The organism is Mesorhizobium sp. M0062, assembly GCF_040323125.1.
Taxonomy (GTDB): domain Bacteria; phylum Pseudomonadota; class Alphaproteobacteria; order Rhizobiales; family Rhizobiaceae; genus Mesorhizobium.
On record NZ_JAMYUO010000013.1, the window covers coordinates 23,431 to 40,316 of the forward strand.

Genomic DNA, 16,886 nt, shown 5'->3' on the forward strand with positions numbered 1-16,886 from the left:
TGATGGCTCCGGTTGTTATCGCGCGACGATAGGCAAGGTTAGCCGCGGAGGCAAAGTGAATTGTGCGTCATTTTGAAGGCGCCGGTCGCCCCACCCTTACGCAAGCTCGACGAACCGGATCACCGTCTCGCCGAAGTTTCGTTCATCAACCACCGAGAATTCCGGCCCAATCTCGAAGGGCGCCGAGGCGGCTTCCTCGACCACGCAGAGCGCGCCGGGCAGCAACCAGCCGCCATCCCTGGCCGAGCGCAGGGCGCGCTCGCCAAGGCCCTTGCCATAGGGCGGATCGGCGAAGACCAGGCCGAATGCCGCAAGCGTACCGGCCTCACCCAGGGCGGTCGCGTCGCGGCGGAAGATCTTGGTGCGGCCGGTAAGGCCAAAAGCTTCGACATTGGTGCGGATCAGGCCGCGCCCTTCGGCCGATTCCTCGATAAAGACGCCATAGGAAGCGCCGCGCGACAGCGCTTCGAGGCCGAGAGCGCCGGTGCCGGCGAAAAGGTCGAGCACACGCGCGCCGTCGAGCTTGTCGGCAAAGCGGTGCGCCAACACGTTGAAGACGGCCTCGCGGGCGCGGTCGGTCGTCGGGCGGATGGCATGGTCGCGCGGCGTCGCCAGCGGACGCCCGCGAAATTGGCCGCCGACGATTCTCATTTATGCCCGGGTCTCATTTAAGGCCGGATCTCATTTAAGTCCCGGCATCATCTGGTCCTCGGGCCCTTGGGACCGTTGCGTGGCCGCTCGCCGCCCCGACCGCCATCCGGACGCTCGCCACCCGGCTTGCCGAACGGCTTGGCTCCGCCCGGCTTGCCATCGGACGGCTTGCCATAGGACGGCTTGAACGACGCCTTGCGCGCCTTGGCCTCGGCCGCCTTGGCGGCATCGGCTTCCGCCCTGCCCTTGCCGATCGGACGCGCGCCCGGCGCCATCCAGACATTAGCCTTGCGCTGGCCCGGCGGATCGATCGGCCGCTGCTCGCGCTCGGGCTTCTTGCCGCCGCGCGGTTTGTCACCAAAGGCGCCGCGCGGCTTGTCGCCGAAGCCTCCACGGGGCTTGTCGCCAAAATCGCCGCGCGGCTTTTCGCGAAACTCGCTGCGCGGCTTGTCCGAAAACTCGCTGCGCTCGGGTCTCGGGCCGCGTTCGCCAAAGCTCTTTTCCGGCCTCTCGCCCCTTTCGGGACTGGTCGACAGCTTGCCGAGCGCTTCGTCGCGGCTGCCTTCGCGGCGCTTGCGGTTCTTGATCAGACCACCCTCGCCGATCGGCCGATGGTCACCCTCGCGGGTGACTTTCGGCCGTTCCGGCTCCGCGTCACGCTCTCGCCGCACCGGCTGGTTGGAAAACGGCTTGATGATCTCGGCGTCGAAATTGGCGCCGGATTCCTCGACCAGTCGCTCGCCGAGCTGGTCGCGCAAGACGCGGCCCTTGATCTCCAGCACATGGCCTTCGGCGAGATCGTCGAGCTGGAACGGTCCGTAGGAGATACGGATCAGCCGCGTCACGTCGAGGCCGAGCGATCCAAGGATGTTCTTCACTTCGCGGTTCTTGCCTTCGCGCAGGCCGATCGTCAGCCACGCGTTGGTGCCTTGTTCACGATCGAGCGTCGCTTCGATGGCGCCGTAGAAGACGCCGTCGACGGCAATGCCTTCACGCAGGCCTGCGAGCATGCTTTCCTCGACCTTGCCATGAACGCGCACGCGGTAACGGCGCAGCCAGCCAGTGGCAGGCAGTTCGAGCACGCGCGACAGACCGCCATCGTTGGTGAGCAGCAGCAGGCCTTCGGTGTTGATGTCGAGGCGGCCGATGGTCATCAGCCGTGGCAATTCGGCCGGCAGCACGTCGAACACGGTCTTGCGGCCCTCGGGGTCGCGGTTGGTGGTAACGACGCCGGCAGGCTTGTGAAACAGGAACAGGCGGGTGCGCTCGATCGGCGGGATCTCCATGCCGTCGAGATGGATGATGTCGCCCGGCATGACGTTGAAGGCCGGCGAGGTCAAAGCCCGGTTGTTGACCTTGACACGGCCCGCCGCGATCAGGTCTTCGGCGTCGCGGCGCGACGCCAGGCCGGCGCGGGCCAACCGCTTGGCGATACGCTCGCCGGCTTCTTCCGCATCTGCCGGACGCGGGCGCGGCTTGAAGGCGCCGCCAGATGCTTGCGGCCGGTCACCACCGAAATCGCGCTTGGGGCGATCGCTGAAGTCACGCTTGGGACGATCTCCGGCGTCGCGCTGCGGGCGATCGCCAAAATCGCGCTTTGGCCGGTCAAAACGCTTTTCGCCCTCGGCGGAAGCAGGCCGATCGCCACGCGGTGCGTAGGGCTTGCGCGGCCCTTCACGCTTTTCGAAAGGCTTGCCTTCGGGACGCGGCCCCTTGCTGAATGGCCGATCGCCGCCCTTGAAATCGCGCTTTGGCCGCTCGCCATCGGCCGCAACCGGCCGATCGCCGCGCGGTGCATAAGGCTTGCGCGGCCCCTCGCGCTTTTCATACGGCTTGCGTTCACCCTCGGCCGCCATAGGGCGATCCCCACGCGGCGCATAGGGTTTGCGCGGCCCTTCGCGCTTTTCATACGGCTTGCGCTCGCCTTCGGCTGCCATCGGCCGGTCACCGCGTGGTGCATATGGCTTGCGCGGTCCCTCGCGCTTTTCGAAGGGCTTGCCTTCGGAACGCGGACCTTTGCTGAATGGCCGGTCGCCACTTTTGAAATCGCGCTTGGGCCGCTCGCCCTCAGCCGCTGCGGGCCGGGCGCCTCGCGGTGAATAGGGTTTCTTGGCCCCGAAGGAGGGTTTGCCGCTTTTGCCGGCGGCGCCATCGCGGCGCGGCCCCGCGGCTCCAGGGCCGCTTTTGCCCGGGCCTTTGTGGCGCGGAGATTTCTTGTCGTTGTCGTCCATGTGGCCTTTGCCTTGTTGCGCTGCTACAGCGTGGCGCATCCTTTCGGACGCGCAAAGGACGCTATAGCACTTTGATTTGGCGCATGATCATTTCCGAAAATCTGTTCCGATATTCGGGTTGACGCGCTCCATAACAGGATCACCGCCAAGTGGCGAGGAGATAATCGGAATGGAAACCGCGTGAAGCGGCCGGATTTCATGGCGCTGGCGCTGAAAGAGGCGCAAGCCGCCGCCTTGCGCGGAGAAGTTCCGGTTGGCGCCGTCATCGCCAGCGGCGACACGGTGGTGGCATCCGCCGGTAACCGCACCCGCGAACTTGCCGATCCGACGGCGCATGCCGAAATGCTGGCCATCCGCGCGGCCTGCCAAACGCTCTCCAGCGAGCGGCTGACCGGCCACGACCTCTATGTGACGCTGGAACCCTGCGCCATGTGCGCAGGCGCCATTTCCTTCGCCAGGCTGCGCCGGCTCTATTTCGGCGCGGCCGACGAGAAGGGCGGCGCGGTGGTCAACGGCGTGCGCTTCTTCGCTTCGCCGACCTGCCACCATACGCCCGACATCTATCCGGGCATGGCCGAGGCCGATGCGGCGCTGCTGCTCAGGGAATTCTTTCGGGAAAGACGCGAAACGTAGAGCCTTCAGCTACCGAAGGCGACGATTCCTACCAGGAGGGCAGCCAGTCGAAGAGCCCGCCGCTCTTGCCCTTGGCGGCCGCTTCCTTCTTGAGGCGGCGTTCCTTCTTGTATTCATCCTCGCCGAGTTCGCCCTGCGGCGCCGTGTCGGAGGCAGCCCGATAGGCCAGGGGCGGCTCGCTCAGATATCTGCGAGTGTTGGGATCGCCCTGCTTTTGCTCTGCGGTGCGGCGCTGGATCTCGGCGGCGCGGCCCTTGTCTGAATCCTTCGGCGACCAGGCCGGGGGGTGGCTTGAGCCCGAATCCGCCAGCGCCTTCTTCACAGAAGCTGGATCGGTCTGCACGTCGTCGACGATCCCCGACTGATAGGACGGGTCGTCCTGGTGGGCAGTGGCGTCGGCACGCAGACGGGCGCGGCGCTGCTCGGGCGATTCGGGCCAATCGGTGCTCGCCGTCTCGATGCTTTCCTGAGGCGGCGGCAGCACTTCCTTCTGCCCCGGCGCCGGCTTTACCAGCTCCGGACGCGGCCTGTAGTCGATCTGTTCCTTGTGCTTGGGCGTGATCGCGAAGGCGCCGGAAAGGTCGCCCGCAAGCTGCTCGCCAGCCGTCTTGTCGGTGCCGTAGGTCGGCGAACCCATGCAGCCGGACAGAGCGAGGCCGGACGCGACAAGCGGCGCCAGCAGCGCAACGCGCACGGAAGTTCTGTCGATCATGCCAAAAAGTCCCACTCTAGACAGCCTCTCGATCGTCACCGGCCAAAGGCCCGGTCCCCATCGTCCACGCTCTTGCGACGGAATTCCGGCGACAATTTGTCTTCCGGAGTTTCGCGTGTTTATCTCAACCACTCGTTAAGGGCAACGCGCGGGCGGTTTTCGCCCACGCGGCGTGGCATTTGTGCACCGGCTTATGAGCAGTCACAAACGTCCCAGAGCCTTGAGTTCATGCAGGACGGCGGCATCGCGGGCAGACACGTCGGGGAATTCCACGTCCTGCCCGACATCGGCGGTATAGCGCCATGAGCGCGCGCATTTGACCAAGCCGCGGTCCTCGGCCTTTTCGACCACCACCGCGACACCTTTGACATCGTCGAGCGCAAAGGCGCCTTCCGGCGCCTTGCCGTGGGCGATGACGAGATCGCTGGTGATCGCCATTTCGGCCATGTCGACATCAGCGATCGCGGCTTCAAGCGTGGCATCGTCGAGGCTCACGACCGGCACGGCTTCCAGCGAGGCACCGATGACCTTCTGAGCGCGTGCGATCTCGAGCGCGCCGGTGACGACACGGCGGACCTGCCGCACCTTGCGCCATTTCTCAGCCAGTGCCTCGTTCTTCCAGTCGGCCGGAATCTCGGGGAACTGGTCGAGATGCAGCGAGACAGCATCCGGATGACGGTCGAGCCAGGCTTCTTCCGTGGTGAAGGGCAGCATCGGCGCCAGCCATTTCACCAGGCAGTCGAAAAGGTGGCGCACCACTTGTACCGAGGCCTTGCGCTTCACGCTGGCGGGTCCCTCGCAATAGAGCGCGTCCTTCCTGATGTCGAAATAGAAGGCCGACAGCTCGACCACCATGAAGTCGAGCAAAGTGCGGGTGATGCGTTTGAACTCGAACGCGTCGTAGCCCGAGCGCACGACCTCATCGAGCTCGGCCAACCGATGCAGCATCAGCCGCTCCAGTTCCGGCATCTTGTCCAGCGGCACCTCCTCGCCATCGTCATGGGCGAGCGTGCCCAGCATCCAGCGGATGGTGTTGCGGAGCTTGCGGTAGGCGTCGATGTTGGTCTGCAGCACGTTCTTGCCGAGACGCTGGTCTTCCCAATAGTCGGTCGTCACCACCCATAGCCGCAGAATGTCGGCGCCGGACTGCTTGATGACGTCTTGCGGCACGACGGTGTTGCCGAGCGATTTCGACATCTTTCGCCCCTCCTCATCCATGGTGAAGCCATGGGTGACGACAGTGTCGTAAGGTGCCCTGCCCCTGGTGCCGCAGCTTTCGAGCAGCGAGGAGTGGAACCAGCCGCGATGCTGGTCGGAGCCTTCGAGATAGACGTCGGCCGGCCATTTCAGGTCCGGACGGTCTTCCAGCGTGAAGACATGCGTCGAGCCCGAATCGAACCAGACGTCAAGGATGTCCATCACCTGCTTCCATTTGGAGGCATCGTGATTGCCGAGGAAACGCTCCTTGGCGCCGGCAGCGAACCAGGCGTCGGCGCCTTCCTGTTCGAAAGCATCCATGATGCGCTGGTTGACGGCTTCGTCCTTCAGCACGTTGCCATCCTCATCGGCAAAGACGGCGATCGGCACGCCCCAGGCGCGCTGGCGTGACAAGACCCAATCCGGGCGTTCCTCGATCATGGCGCGGATACGGTTCTGGCCGGCCGCCGGCACGAAGCGTGTGTCGTCGATCGCCTTCAGCGCACGGCTGCGCAACGTCGTGCCGTCGCCGAGGTCCTTGTCCATATAGACGAACCATTGCGGCGTGTTGCGGAAGATGATCGGCTTCTTCGACCGCCAGGAATGCGGGTAGGAATGCTTCAGCCGGCCGCGCGCGAACAGCGCGTTGCGCTTGATCAGTTCGTCGATGACCGCCTGATTGGCATTGCCCTTCTTGCCGTTATCGTCGATGACACGCGCGGCGCCACCTTCGCGATCCGGGCCAAAACCCGGCGCGTCCCTGGTGAAGAAGCCGGCATCATCTACAGTGAAGGGGATGGCAGGGTCGATGCCACGTGCGCGCAAATCCGATGCCGCATCCATCCAGGCATCAAAGTCCTCGCGGCCATGGCCGGGCGCGGTGTGGACGAAACCGGTACCGGCATCGTCGGTGACATGGTCCCCGGCAAGCATGGGTACGGCGAATTCGTAACCACCGCCGAGACCTTTGAAGGGATGTGAAAGTGTAAGGCTTCCAAGCTCTTCGACCGAAACGCTGCGAAGCCGATTCAAGGTGACCTTGGCCTTGGCCGAGGAGTCTTCGGCAAGCGCATCTGCAAAGATCAGCTTCTCACCGGGCTGTGGACCGAACGAATTTTCGGCTGCGGTAACTTCATAAAGGCCGTAGCCGATCCGTGACGAATAATTGACGGCACGGTTGCCGGGGATCGTCCACGGGGTTGTCGTCCAGATGACGACGTGGGCGTTGTCCAAAAGTGCAACGCTTTCCGGAACGCGCATGGACGGTGCAGCGTCTGATACAAAGTGCTCAACGCTCCAAAATCCTGACACAACTGGAAACTTCACCCAGATCGTGTCGGACTCATAGTCCTGGTATTCGATCTCGGCCTCGGCCAGTGCGGTGCGCTCGACGACGCTCCACATTACCGGCTTGGAGCCGCGATAGAGCTGGCCCGACATGGCGAACTTCAACAACTCCCCGGCGATGCGCGACTCCGAGTGGAAAGCCATTGTCGTATAGGGGTTCTTGAAATCGCCGACGACGCCGAGCCGCTGGAACTCGCCGCCCTGCACCGTGATCCAGTTCGCGGCGAAGTCGCGGCATTCCTTGCGAAACTCGTTGACCGGCACCTCGTCCTTGTTCTTGCCCTTGGCGCGGTACTGTTCCTCGATCTTCCATTCGATCGGCAGGCCATGGCAGTCCCAACCCGGCACATAATTGGCGTCATAGCCGCGCATCTGGAACGAACGGGTGATGACGTCCTTGAGGATCTTGTTCAGCGCATGGCCGATATGGATGTTGCCATTGGCGTAGGGCGGGCCGTCATGCAGCACGTATTTTTCGCGGCCGGCCGCGTCCTCGCGCAGCTTGCGGTAGAGATCCATGTCCTGCCAGCGCTTGACCAGCTGCGGTTCTTTTTCAGGCAAGCCGGCGCGCATCGGGAAATCCGTCTGCGGCAGGTAAAGCGTCTTGGAATAGTCGATCGTTTCAACAGTGTCGGTCATTGGTCTGCCATGTGCATTGCCCGGCGGGCGTAAAAGCTCGGGCGTGAACTATCATGATTGGAAAAGCGCGAGGGGGCGCGCAAAACTCCCGGCGGCTCCGGCGGCGCTCAGGCCGCCCGGAACACCGGGCCTGTAATTCGTATCGTCAGCGCGCGAAGGCGTGAAAAGCTCGTCATTGCCGGGCTTTTAGCCGAGAAAGCCGCAGGAATAAAGCGTCTCTTGTTCGATTCACTTACATCGCGAAGTCGAAGCGATAGGTGGTCGAGACGCCGACCGTGAACTGGTTACGGTCGCCGCGCTCCTTGACCAGGCTGGAATCGGCAGCCGGGCCCATCAGGCGCGCATATTCGCCGAACAGGCTGGCGGTCATCGGATCGGTCACCTTCCAGGTGATGGCGCCACCAAGGCCGGTCGATTTCAGGCCGCCGCCAGGATGGTGTTCGCTCAGGCCCGAGGCCGCAGCCTCCTTGGCGTTGACACCATAATAAGAGTCGAAATAGCCCGACGAGGCAAAGGACACGCGTGGTCCGCCCGAAATTCTGACAGTCGGCGTCACGTCGTAGAAAGCATCGGCGGCGATGTCGGCGACAAAGCCATCATGGGCACGAATGCCATGGCGCAGTTCGGCGCGGGCGCGCAGCCAGTCCGTCGGATAGATTTCGAAGAAGCCGCCGACCTCACCGCCCCAGCGCACCGGGTCGAGGCCCTTGAGCTCATCCTTGCTGTCGCGGGAAAACAGGAATTTTCCGGTCAGGCCGGCGCGGACGCCGCCATCGTCGACCAGCGCCAGCGAGATGTTGTCGTTGCGCGAGGTAAAGCGCGCGGCCGGGCCGGCCTTGCCCAGCGAGATGATCGGCGATGCGCTGAGCAGATAGCTGTTGGAGCCCTCGAATTTCGGCGCGACCATGCCGGTGGCGCCAAGCGTCAGGTACCAGTCGCCGGACATCCAGCCGAAGGCACCCTCGCCCGCATTGGCGGTGGACACAGTGAGCAGCGCCGAGGCGAGAAACAGCGGAATCGTCCAGACAATACGCATCACCACCCCATACGCGAAACAAAACGGAGAGAACACCCGGCAGCCAAAGCCATGGCGCCGGTTCGGTAAAATTTGACTTAAAATCTACAGCAGTGGCGGCAACTGCGACCCTGTTTTTTGCGCTGTGGCCCATTTGAACAGGGCGCCGCCGGGCCTGTGGCGAGTTGACAGAAATAGCGAGGTTGCCTAAATTCGCGTTAGTGCAGACTAACATGAACAGATGGACAGCGCTTGGCGACCCGACCAGGCGGACGATCTTCGAACTGCTGGTCGAACAACCCTGTTCGGTCGGGGAATTGGCTCGTGCGCTTCCTGTCACCCGGCCGGCGGTCTCGCAGCACCTGAAGGTGCTCAAGGACGCCGGCCTCGTGGCCAACACACGGCTAGGCAAGCAACGCATCTACCGGGTCGAACCGGAAGGCTTGGCCAGCCTGCGCGCCGAACTCGACCGGTTCTGGAGCAAGACCTTGGCGGCCTACAAAGTGGTCGTCGAACAGCCCTTGAAGGAGCAGGAATGAGCACACATCAACCGCCCGTGAGGCACTCCATCCTTGTCGAGGCTCCGATCGCACATGCCTTCAAGGTCTTCACCGAGGACTTCGGCAGTTTCAAACCCAAAGAGCATAACCTGCTTGCGGTGCCGATCGCGGAGACGATCTTCGAACCCCGCGTTGGCGGTCACGTCTACGACCGCGGTGTGGATGGCAGCGAGTGCCGCTGGGCACGGGTGCTGGCCTACGAGCCGCCGAACCGACTGCTTCTGAGTTGGGATATCAGCCCTCAATGGCAGATCGAGACCAATCCGGACAGGACCAGCGAGTGGGAAGTCCGGTTTACGGCGGAGACGAATAGCCGGACCCGCGTCGAGATCGAGCATCGCAATCTCGAACGTCATGGCGAAGGCTGGGAAGGCGTGCGCTTTGGGATTGACGGTGATCGAGGCTGGCCGCTGTATCTCAGGCGATTCCAAGATCTTTTTGCCAGCAAGGTGACCTGAAGGAGCACAATTATGGAACCCTATTGGCCAAGCATCCTCGGTGTACTGATCCTCTGTCTTTTGTCAGTCGCGCTGGCGGTTTACTCGGGTTCGTCCAAGGGATTTGCCGGAGCGCTTTCCGGTCCGGTGATCCCGGCCGACGACGCCAATCTCCTCTACAGGATCGACCGCGTGCATATGAACTCGGTCGAGGCGCTGGCGCCTTTTGTCGTCCCGGCGGTGCTGGCCATGATGGTTGGCGTTGGGTCGGCCACGTTGGCGACCATTGTCTGGGTTCATGTGGCGATACGCCTGCTTCACCTGGGGGTTTACCTACGCGGCGGCAATGCCGCCAAGGGTGGCAGTGTCAGAACGATCGTCTACGTCTCTGGAGCGATCGTCACGCTTGTCCTCGTCCTTGTGACTGGGTGGGCTGCCATAAATTGACACGTACGCGCGAACCTCAAGCCACCGACGCTTTGTTTGTTTGCTAGCCGTCGCCATCGGCTGGACGTCCGCTACAGCCGGGGCTAACCTCCCGGCAAGGTGCCAGGCGATTTCGAGGAGATGCAGCCATGACCCTGCACGGTGATACCCTGAAAGATGCGATCGGCCGGACACGGGACAAATGGGGGTGGTTCGTCGCGCTCGGCGTGCTGCTGCTCATCTTCGGCGGCATTGCCTTCGGCAATCTGTTCATCGCCACCGTCGCCTCGGTCTATGTCGTGGGCTGGCTGATGCTGATGGCCGGCATCATCGAGATCGTGCATGCCTTCGGCGTGAAGACCTGGAGTCGCTTCTTCTATTGGCTGCTCAGCGGCCTACTTTATGCCGTTGCCGGTTTCTTTGCCTTCGACAATCCGCTGCTGGCCTCGACGGTGCTGACCTTGCTGCTGGCGGTGGCGCTGGTCGCTTCAGGCGCGCTCAGGGCCTGGGTCGGCTATAGCCACCGACCGGAAAAGGGCTGGGGCTGGGTCGTCGCGGCGGGCCTGATCAGCGTGCTGGCGGGGCTGACCATCGCCATGGGCTGGCCGGTCAACAGCCTGTGGGTGCTCGGCCTGTTCCTGGCCATCGACCTGATCTTCCAGGGCTGGAGCTTCATCGCTCTCGGACTGGCGTTGAAGAAGTAGGGGCTTGAAGAGGTAAGCGGCCGGAAGGCTCAAAAAGCGATGGCGCCGTCCAGATCCGAAAGCGGCCTGACGCCGGCCAGCAGCGCGCGCGCCTCCGCCTCGTCGCGCTTCATTTGTGCCACCAGCCCATCGAGCCCATCGAACTTCACCTCGGGGCGCAAAAAGCCGAAGAACGATACGTCGCAGATCTCACCATAGAGATCGCCGGCAAAGTCGAAGACGAAGGTTTCGAGCAGCGGCGCGCCATTGTCGTCGACAGTCGGGCGACGCCCGAAGCTGGCGACACCATCATAGAGCGTGCCGTCGGCGCGGCGAAAGCGGACGGCATAAATCCCTTCCTTCAGAGTCGTTTCCGGCGAAAGCCTCATGTTGGCTGTCGGGAAGCCGAGCGTGCGGCCGAGCTGCTGGCCGCCGATCACTTCGCTTTCGACGGTGAAGCGGTAGCCGAGCAGGCCTGCGGCCTCGGCGACCTCTCCCTCGCAGAGCAGCTCGCGGATACGGCTCGACGACACGACCTCGGCGCCCTCGTCGCGAAAGGCGTCGACCAGGGTGACGCCGAAAGCATGGCGCTCGCCTGCCGCCATCAGAAACGCAGGACCGCCCTGCCGGTCCTTGCCGAAGTGGAAATCGAAGCCGGTCACGGCATGGGTGATGCCGAGGTTCGACTCCAGTACATCGGTCACGAAAGCCTCGGCCGACAGGCCGGCAAAGGCGCGCGTGAACGGCTGTTCGACGAGTGCGGCAAAGCCCAGATGCGACAACAGCCGCGCCTTCATCGGCGGCGGCGTCAACACGAACAGCGGCATATCCGGCCTGAACACCTTGCGCGGATGCGGGTCGAAGGTCAGCACCAGCGCCGGCACGCCGCGCCGCCCGGCTTCGGCAAGCGCGCGATCGAGCACCGCCTGGTGGCCGCGATGGACGCCGTCGAAATTGCCGATCGCCACCACGCCGCCGCGCAAATGCGGCGGCAGCGGCGCGGTTGCTGAAATGTGTTCGAAAGCTGCGCTCATGCAGCAACCCTACCGCAGTCTCGGAATGACGGCGACCGGCCGGTAGCCGTGCTTTTGCAGAAAGGCTGCAAGCCTGGCGGGGTCCGGCTGCATGGGATCGCCATAGTCGCGCGCGTGAATGCCGCCCGAGACGTAAAGCACGTCGATGCCGTTGTCGGCGGCGCCCTTGACGTCGGTCATCATGCCGTCGCCGATGGCCAGCACCTCGGTGCGCGCGACGTCTCGGCCGAGAAGCACGGCGACCTCCCGCAGCGCTACGTCATAGACCGGCGCATAGGGTTTTCCGGCGATCAGCGTGCGGCCGCCAAGCTGGGCATAGTCGCGCGCCAAGGCGCCGGCGCACCAGATCATGCGCTCGCCGCGTTCGACCACGATGTCGGGATTGGCGCAGATGAAAGGCAGGTTCCTGGCGCGCAGCCGGTGCAGCAGATCGGCGTAGTCCTCGGGCGTTTCCACCTCGTCGTCGAACAGCCCGGTGCAGACCGCGCCGGAGGCCTCGAACTCCTCGACGAGCTCGACGTCCAGACCGTCATAGAGGGTGAAATCGCGGTCGGCGCCGATATGGAAGATTTTTCGTGGGCCTTCGGCGATAAGGTCGCGGGTCACATCGCCTGAGGTCACGACGCGGTCGTAGGCGGCGGCGGGAACGCCGATCGCATTCATCTGCGCCACCACATCGGCATTGCGGCGCGGCGAGTTGGTGATCAGGACGACCGGGACCTTCGCCGCACGCGCGGCGGCAAGCGCTTGGGCAGCCGCCGGAAAATGCCATTCGCCATTGTGGATCACGCCCCAGACATCGCACAGGATGGCCGAGTAGGCGCCCGACAAATCCGCGAGCGAGCCGATGATATCAGGCGAATCCGCCATGCCGTTTTCCTGCTGTGACGATCATTGCGAGAGCTGCAGCCGACGGTCCGCCGCAACCGGCCCCGCATTAACCGAAGCGTTTCATCCTGTCACCAGCTTTTCGGCACTTGCGAGGCTGTTGCGCAACGGGCTGATCGAAGGTTGCAACAGGCAGGAACCACCCTTCTCCGAGCTTCGGTCGATCGAAACAATGTCGCACCGCTGATCACCAGGGCCGAGTGGTTAACGAGCCTTGAAAAGATGGCCCTATGTTGAACGCAGTTCAGCAACCTGAAATTTAACGATTTTGTGGGCATCTTCGGACCGATATTGGGGTCCTGGCAGGGGTGCTGAAGGCATGATCCGCAGATTTCTGAACGACAGACGCGGCAACTATGCCTTGATGACAGTGATCACCATGGTGCCCTTGATGGGCGCGCTGGCGCTTGCCATCGACTACACCGACCTCCTGCGTCAAAAGCAGAACATGCTGAATGCGCTGGATGCCGCCGGGATCGCCACAGCGCAGCAGATCGTCGCCGGGGCGACCGACGCTGCGGCCAAGACCTATGCCAAAGTTTTTTTCGAGGGCAATCTCGGCCGCGTCAAAGCAACCAACGCGGCGCTGACCGTGACACTGCCCAACAACAACACAGGCGGCGGCACGCTGAAGCTGTGCGCCACTTTGACGTTCCACCCTTATTTCCTGCCGGCAGCGGCCATGATGATCGGAAGAACCGCCGCCGACGTCACAACGTCGGCATGCTCGGAGATCCGTCTGAAGAACACGCTGGAAGTGGCGCTGGTGCTCGACAACTCCGGCTCGATGGACCAACTGGGGCATGGGTCCAACGAGGTGCGGTTCACCTTGCTCAAGAAAGCCGCCAAGCAGCTGGTCGATCAGCTGGCCGCCCAAGCGCAACAGATGAGGCAGGTCACCAGACCGGTGCAGTTCAGCCTCGTCCCCTTTGCAGCCTCCGTCAATGTCGGCCCGACAAATGCCGACGCACCGTGGATGGACACGACAGGCGTTTCGCCCCTCGACCAGGAGAACCTCGATTGGTCGACGCTTACCTCGGCTAACTCCCCAAACCAGTACGCACAAAAGTCCGGCAACTACTATTATGCGAAAGGCTCGGCCTGGGATGCGACGCAGCTGAACCAGGTGCTGACGCGCTTCTCGATCTACAAATGGATGAAGCGCATTTCATCGTGCAAAACCTCAAACGGCGTCTGCACGTCCAATATAGTTTACGCACCGATTGCGACCTGGGGCGGCTGCGTCGAATCGCGTCCCTATCCTTACAACATACAGGATACGGCGGCTTCGACCTCGACACCGGCGACGATGTTCGTGCCAATGTTCGCCCCTGACGAGACCGACAATACCCAGAGCAAGAGCGGCCACCTTCTCCCCGCAAACAACAACTGGCACCTCGATATAACGTCAGGCACCGACTCTATACGTCAGAAATACATGCCGAAATATTTCAACGCCGGCGTCGGAAACAAGGTGACGCCGGCCTACGGGTCCAATGCCGGGCCGAACGCCAGCTGTAGCACGACCCCAATCACGCCGCTGACGGATGTGTCACCCGACGCCGGGGCGGCGGTAAAGAAAGCTATAGACGACATGGTCGATGTCGGCGCCACCAATGTGCCGGAAGGAATGGCCTGGGGCTGGCGGACCCTTTCGCACGCGGCGCCGTTCACGGGCGGCCGGCCCGAAACCGAAAAGGGCAACGACAAGGTGCTGATCGTGCTGACTGACGGTGCCAACACTTACTACACGCCAGACAGTGTGAGCGCTCAGCAATACTCGGGCACCGACTACCAGTACGGCGGCAACGACCTCGCCGGTAGCAAGGCCCTCTATTCGTCTCTCGGGTACCTCGCCTATCCCGGCCAGACCAAGCCCTTCAACAGCGCCTACACCTATGGCCGTCCGTTCCTCGGCACCACCACCAACGTCAGCAAGAGCGACTATTCGAATCCCAACTACACCAAGGCGATGAACGAGCACTTCGCCACGCTCTGCGACAATGCAAAGTTGGCCGGCGTGATCGTCATGACGATCGCGCTTGACCTCGACGCAAGCAAGGCCGCCGAGTCGGCACAGATGACTGCCTTGAAGACCTGCTCCTCGAATTCTCGCTTCCGCAAGGATGTGGCCGGCAATCCGGAGAAGCTGTTCTATAACTCGACGGGTGCCACGCTGTCGGACGATTTCAAGAAAATCGGCGACGAACTGTCCAATTTGCGCATCGTCAGCTGACCGGCGTAATCCAAAGGAACGAAGCGCCACTTCTCCAGCGGGGCGTTTTGCGTTCGGCAGCTGGCGCATTTGGTTAGCGCCTGGTGAAGCGCTATCCGCGCAATCGAGCAGTTTCCCAAACCCGTCCTTCAACGTTTTGTGAAACTGTGGCGGCATTGAAGAACCGCAGGCGGGGCCGCTTACATCACATGCGTGAACTCTGGCGCACATTCCGGCATGACTTCTGGCGTGACCGCCGCGGCAATTACGCTCTGATGACCGTTGTGGCGATGGTGCCACTGATGGGCGGCGTGGCCATGGCCGTCGACTACACCGGCGTGGTCAGCGAGAAGCAGAGGGTGGTCAACGCGCTCGACGCCGCCAACTTCGCCACCGCGCGCCGGCTGGTGGAAGGCGCCACCGACGACCAGTTGCGGGCCTATGCGCTCGACTTCTTCAAGGCAAACCTCAACGACGTCGATCCCGCCGACACGACGCTCAGCGTTACGCTGCCCAGCAGCACGACCGGCGGCGGCATCGTCAAGCTGTGCGCCAGCCTGGTCTACAAGCCCTATTTCCTGCCGGCAGCGGCGATGCTGATCGGCAGGACGTCGGAAAACGTCACCTACTCCGTGTGTTCGCAAGTCCGGCTGAAGAACACGCTGGAAGTGGCCATGGTGCTCGACAATTCGGGGTCGATGTCGAACACGGGCACGGGTGCCGGACAAAAGCGCATCGACCTTCTCAAGCAAGCCGCCAAGCAGCTCGTCGACACGCTTGCCTTGCAGGCCGCGATGATCAAGCAGATCGACAAGCCGGTCCAGTTCAGCCTTGTGCCGTTCGCCGCCTCGGTCAATGTCGGCGCCAGCAACGACAACGCGTCGTGGATCGACGCCTACGGGCTGTCGCCCATCCACAATGAGAATTTCGCCTGGTCCACGCTTAACGCAGCCGACGAATATGCCCAGAAGATCGGCGGCATCTGGTACAAGAAAGGCACTGGCTGGGGTGAGCAGGAGGGGCAGATGCTGACCCGCTTCTCGCTCTACCGCGACATGAAGGTGGTCACCAGCCACGAGCGCATCGTCGGCAGCAAACGCGTGGTCTGCGACAAATATCGTGCCAATCATACATGCTCGGACAGCCACAACGAATACGACTACAACGACACATACGGACCGTTCGCCAGCTGGCAGGGCTGCGTCGAGGTCCGTCCCTACCCCTATAATGTCACCGACGCGCCGGCCTCCGGCGGACCGAACAACACCGGCACCGGCGTCGGCGATCCCGCGACCATGTTCGTGCCGATGTTCGCGCCAGACGAGCCGGGCAATCATTGGTACATAACGCAGGACCCCGACGAGGTGGCCCCCAAGACCTATGGCGCGGCCAACAGCTGGTGGAACGACGATCCGGCGAGCACCTCCGGCAAGACCAGGCAGTCCAACATGGCCAAGTATTTCCAGCCGCGGCCGATCAATGCTCCGGTGCTGTCGGCCGGTGCCGGTCCTAACTACAGCTGCACGACGACACCGATCACGCCGCTGACCGACGTCTCCAACACCGCCGGGCTGACCAAGATCAAGGCTGCGATCGACCTGATGGCGCCGAACGGCTTCACCAATGTGCCGGAGGGCATGGCCTGGGGCTGGCGCACCGTCTCCAGCACGGAGCCTTTCACAGGAGGACGTCCTGAGACGGAGCGCGGCAACGACAAGGTGGTCATCGTGCTCACCGACGGCGAGAACACCTACGCGGTGCCCAGCAGCGATCCCGCCGGCAACAAGTCGACCTATGCCGCCTATGGCTATACCGGCGTCGGCTACAACGGCACTGCGGTCACCCGCCTGTTCGGCGGCACGTCGAGCGCCATCGGCCAGCTCAACTATTCGTCGAGCAACTACACCGCCGCCCTCAACGAGCAGATGGCGACGCTGTGCAACAACGCCAAGGCGGCCAACATCATGGTGATGACGGTGGCGCTCGACATGTCGACGACCGACGCCGGCGACAAGAGCGCGATGGAGGCACTGAAGGTGTGCTCGTCGGACTCGCGCTTCCGCAAGGATCCGGCCGACCCGAGCAAGCCTGCAAAACTGTTCTGGAACGCGACCGGCGCCACGCTGTCCGACAATTTCAAGGAAATCGCCAACGAGCTCTCGAACCTGCGCGTGGTGAGCTGAGGGTTGAAGCTGCTGATCTTCCCCCACCTTGCGGG

General features: G+C 63.1%; 14 protein-coding genes. 7 read left to right on the forward strand and 7 right to left on the reverse strand.

The annotated features are described in order from the left end of the window. Positions 1–96: 96 nt before the first annotated feature. Both rsmD and NKJ64_RS16910 read right to left on the reverse strand, forming a co-directional pair. Positions 97–651 carry a 16S rRNA (guanine(966)-N(2))-methyltransferase RsmD gene (rsmD, locus tag NKJ64_RS16905; RefSeq protein ID WP_023829500.1) on the reverse strand — a complete coding sequence of 185 codons (555 nt, stop codon included), beginning with the start codon at positions 649–651 and terminating at the stop codon, positions 97–99. A 47-nt stretch (positions 652–698) separates the two neighbouring features. Next, complete coding sequence (locus NKJ64_RS16910; RefSeq protein WP_352463001.1) at positions 699–2,882, reverse strand: pseudouridine synthase; 2,184 nt, start codon at positions 2,880–2,882, stop codon at positions 699–701. A 180-nt stretch (positions 2,883–3,062) separates the two neighbouring features. Here NKJ64_RS16910 and NKJ64_RS16915 point away from each other — a divergent pair, with 180 nt between their 5' ends. Beyond that, positions 3,063–3,515, forward strand: a complete 453-nt coding sequence (locus NKJ64_RS16915; RefSeq protein WP_023694762.1) for a nucleoside deaminase — start codon at positions 3,063–3,065, stop codon at positions 3,513–3,515. A gap of 28 nt (positions 3,516–3,543) precedes the next feature. On the opposite strand, the gene NKJ64_RS16920 is transcribed toward NKJ64_RS16915, so the two are convergent. The 3 genes from NKJ64_RS16920 to NKJ64_RS16930 all read right to left on the reverse strand — a co-directional run bounded on the left by NKJ64_RS16920 (position 3,544) and on the right by NKJ64_RS16930 (position 8,446). Continuing rightward, complete coding sequence (locus NKJ64_RS16920; RefSeq protein ID WP_023682973.1) at positions 3,544–4,227, reverse strand: hypothetical protein; 684 nt, start codon at positions 4,225–4,227, stop codon at positions 3,544–3,546. 201 nt (positions 4,228–4,428) lie between these two features. After that, positions 4,429–7,410 (reverse strand): isoleucine--tRNA ligase, encoded by a 2,982-nt coding sequence (gene ileS / locus NKJ64_RS16925; RefSeq protein ID WP_023827616.1) that lies wholly within the window; start codon positions 7,408–7,410, stop codon positions 4,429–4,431. A 232-nt stretch (positions 7,411–7,642) separates the two neighbouring features. After that, entirely contained in the window at positions 7,643–8,446 is an 804-nt protein-coding gene (locus NKJ64_RS16930) for a MipA/OmpV family protein (protein ID WP_023730461.1), read from the reverse strand. Positions 8,447–8,658: 212 nt separating this feature from the next. On the opposite strand from NKJ64_RS16930, the gene NKJ64_RS16935 reads away from it, so the two are divergent. From NKJ64_RS16935 to NKJ64_RS16950, 4 genes are all read left to right on the forward strand, one after another. Next, positions 8,659–8,964 (forward strand): ArsR/SmtB family transcription factor, encoded by a 306-nt coding sequence (locus NKJ64_RS16935; RefSeq protein ID WP_023689559.1) that lies wholly within the window; start codon positions 8,659–8,661, stop codon positions 8,962–8,964. Beyond that, the gene (locus NKJ64_RS16940) at positions 8,961–9,443 is read left to right on the forward strand and encodes an SRPBCC family protein (RefSeq protein ID WP_023730459.1); all 483 of its coding nucleotides are present in this window, start codon (positions 8,961–8,963) and stop codon (positions 9,441–9,443) included. Before NKJ64_RS16935 ends, NKJ64_RS16940 begins: the two co-directional genes overlap by 4 nt. Positions 9,444–9,455: 12 nt before the next feature. Next, entirely contained in the window at positions 9,456–9,869 is a 414-nt protein-coding gene (locus tag NKJ64_RS16945; protein WP_352463002.1) for an MAPEG family protein, read from the forward strand. A 128-nt stretch (positions 9,870–9,997) separates the two neighbouring features. After that, positions 9,998–10,552, forward strand: coding sequence for an HdeD family acid-resistance protein (locus tag NKJ64_RS16950; RefSeq protein ID WP_023671535.1), 555 nt, complete (start codon positions 9,998–10,000; stop codon positions 10,550–10,552). Positions 10,553–10,581: 29 nt separating this feature from the next. Here NKJ64_RS16950 and NKJ64_RS16955 read toward each other — a convergent pair whose 3' ends face one another. Next, complete coding sequence (locus NKJ64_RS16955; RefSeq protein WP_352463003.1) at positions 10,582–11,565, reverse strand: bifunctional riboflavin kinase/FAD synthetase; 984 nt, start codon at positions 11,563–11,565, stop codon at positions 10,582–10,584. A 9-nt stretch (positions 11,566–11,574) separates the two neighbouring features. After that, positions 11,575–12,435: a TIGR01459 family HAD-type hydrolase gene (locus NKJ64_RS16960; protein WP_352463004.1), complete on the reverse strand. Its 861-nt coding sequence runs from the start codon at positions 12,433–12,435 to the stop codon at positions 11,575–11,577. 337 nt (positions 12,436–12,772) lie between these two features. Between NKJ64_RS16960 and NKJ64_RS16965 the strand changes: the two genes are divergently transcribed. Together NKJ64_RS16965 and NKJ64_RS16970 are read left to right on the forward strand one after the other, a co-directional pair. Next, entirely contained in the window at positions 12,773–14,689 is a 1,917-nt protein-coding gene (locus tag NKJ64_RS16965) for a TadE/TadG family type IV pilus assembly protein (protein WP_352463005.1), read from the forward strand. Between the two features lie 188 nt (positions 14,690–14,877). Next, complete coding sequence (locus NKJ64_RS16970) at positions 14,878–16,851, forward strand: TadE/TadG family type IV pilus assembly protein (protein WP_352463006.1); 1,974 nt, start codon at positions 14,878–14,880, stop codon at positions 16,849–16,851. Positions 16,852–16,886 lie beyond the last annotated feature (35 nt).

Coding starts and splice junctions, on each gene's coding strand:
- rsmD (WP_023829500.1), bottom strand. CDS start 651: ATGAGAATCGTCGGCGGCCAATTTCGCGGGCGTCCGCTGGCGACGCCG.
- NKJ64_RS16910 (WP_352463001.1), bottom strand. CDS start 2,882: ATGGACGACAACGACAAGAAATCTCCGCGCCACAAAGGCCCGGGCAAA.
- NKJ64_RS16920 (WP_023682973.1), bottom strand. CDS start 4,227: ATGATCGACAGAACTTCCGTGCGCGTTGCGCTGCTGGCGCCGCTTGTC.
- ileS (WP_023827616.1), bottom strand. CDS start 7,410: ATGACCGACACTGTTGAAACGATCGACTATTCCAAGACGCTTTACCTG.
- NKJ64_RS16930 (WP_023730461.1), bottom strand. CDS start 8,446: ATGCGTATTGTCTGGACGATTCCGCTGTTTCTCGCCTCGGCGCTGCTC.
- NKJ64_RS16935 (WP_023689559.1), top strand. CDS start 8,659: ATGAACAGATGGACAGCGCTTGGCGACCCGACCAGGCGGACGATCTTC.
- NKJ64_RS16940 (WP_023730459.1), top strand. CDS start 8,961: ATGAGCACACATCAACCGCCCGTGAGGCACTCCATCCTTGTCGAGGCT.
- NKJ64_RS16945 (WP_352463002.1), top strand. CDS start 9,456: ATGGAACCCTATTGGCCAAGCATCCTCGGTGTACTGATCCTCTGTCTT.
- NKJ64_RS16950 (WP_023671535.1), top strand. CDS start 9,998: ATGACCCTGCACGGTGATACCCTGAAAGATGCGATCGGCCGGACACGG.
- NKJ64_RS16955 (WP_352463003.1), bottom strand. CDS start 11,565: ATGAGCGCAGCTTTCGAACACATTTCAGCAACCGCGCCGCTGCCGCCG.
- NKJ64_RS16960 (WP_352463004.1), bottom strand. CDS start 12,435: ATGGCGGATTCGCCTGATATCATCGGCTCGCTCGCGGATTTGTCGGGC.
- NKJ64_RS16965 (WP_352463005.1), top strand. CDS start 12,773: ATGATCCGCAGATTTCTGAACGACAGACGCGGCAACTATGCCTTGATG.
- NKJ64_RS16970 (WP_352463006.1), top strand. CDS start 14,878: ATGCGTGAACTCTGGCGCACATTCCGGCATGACTTCTGGCGTGACCGC.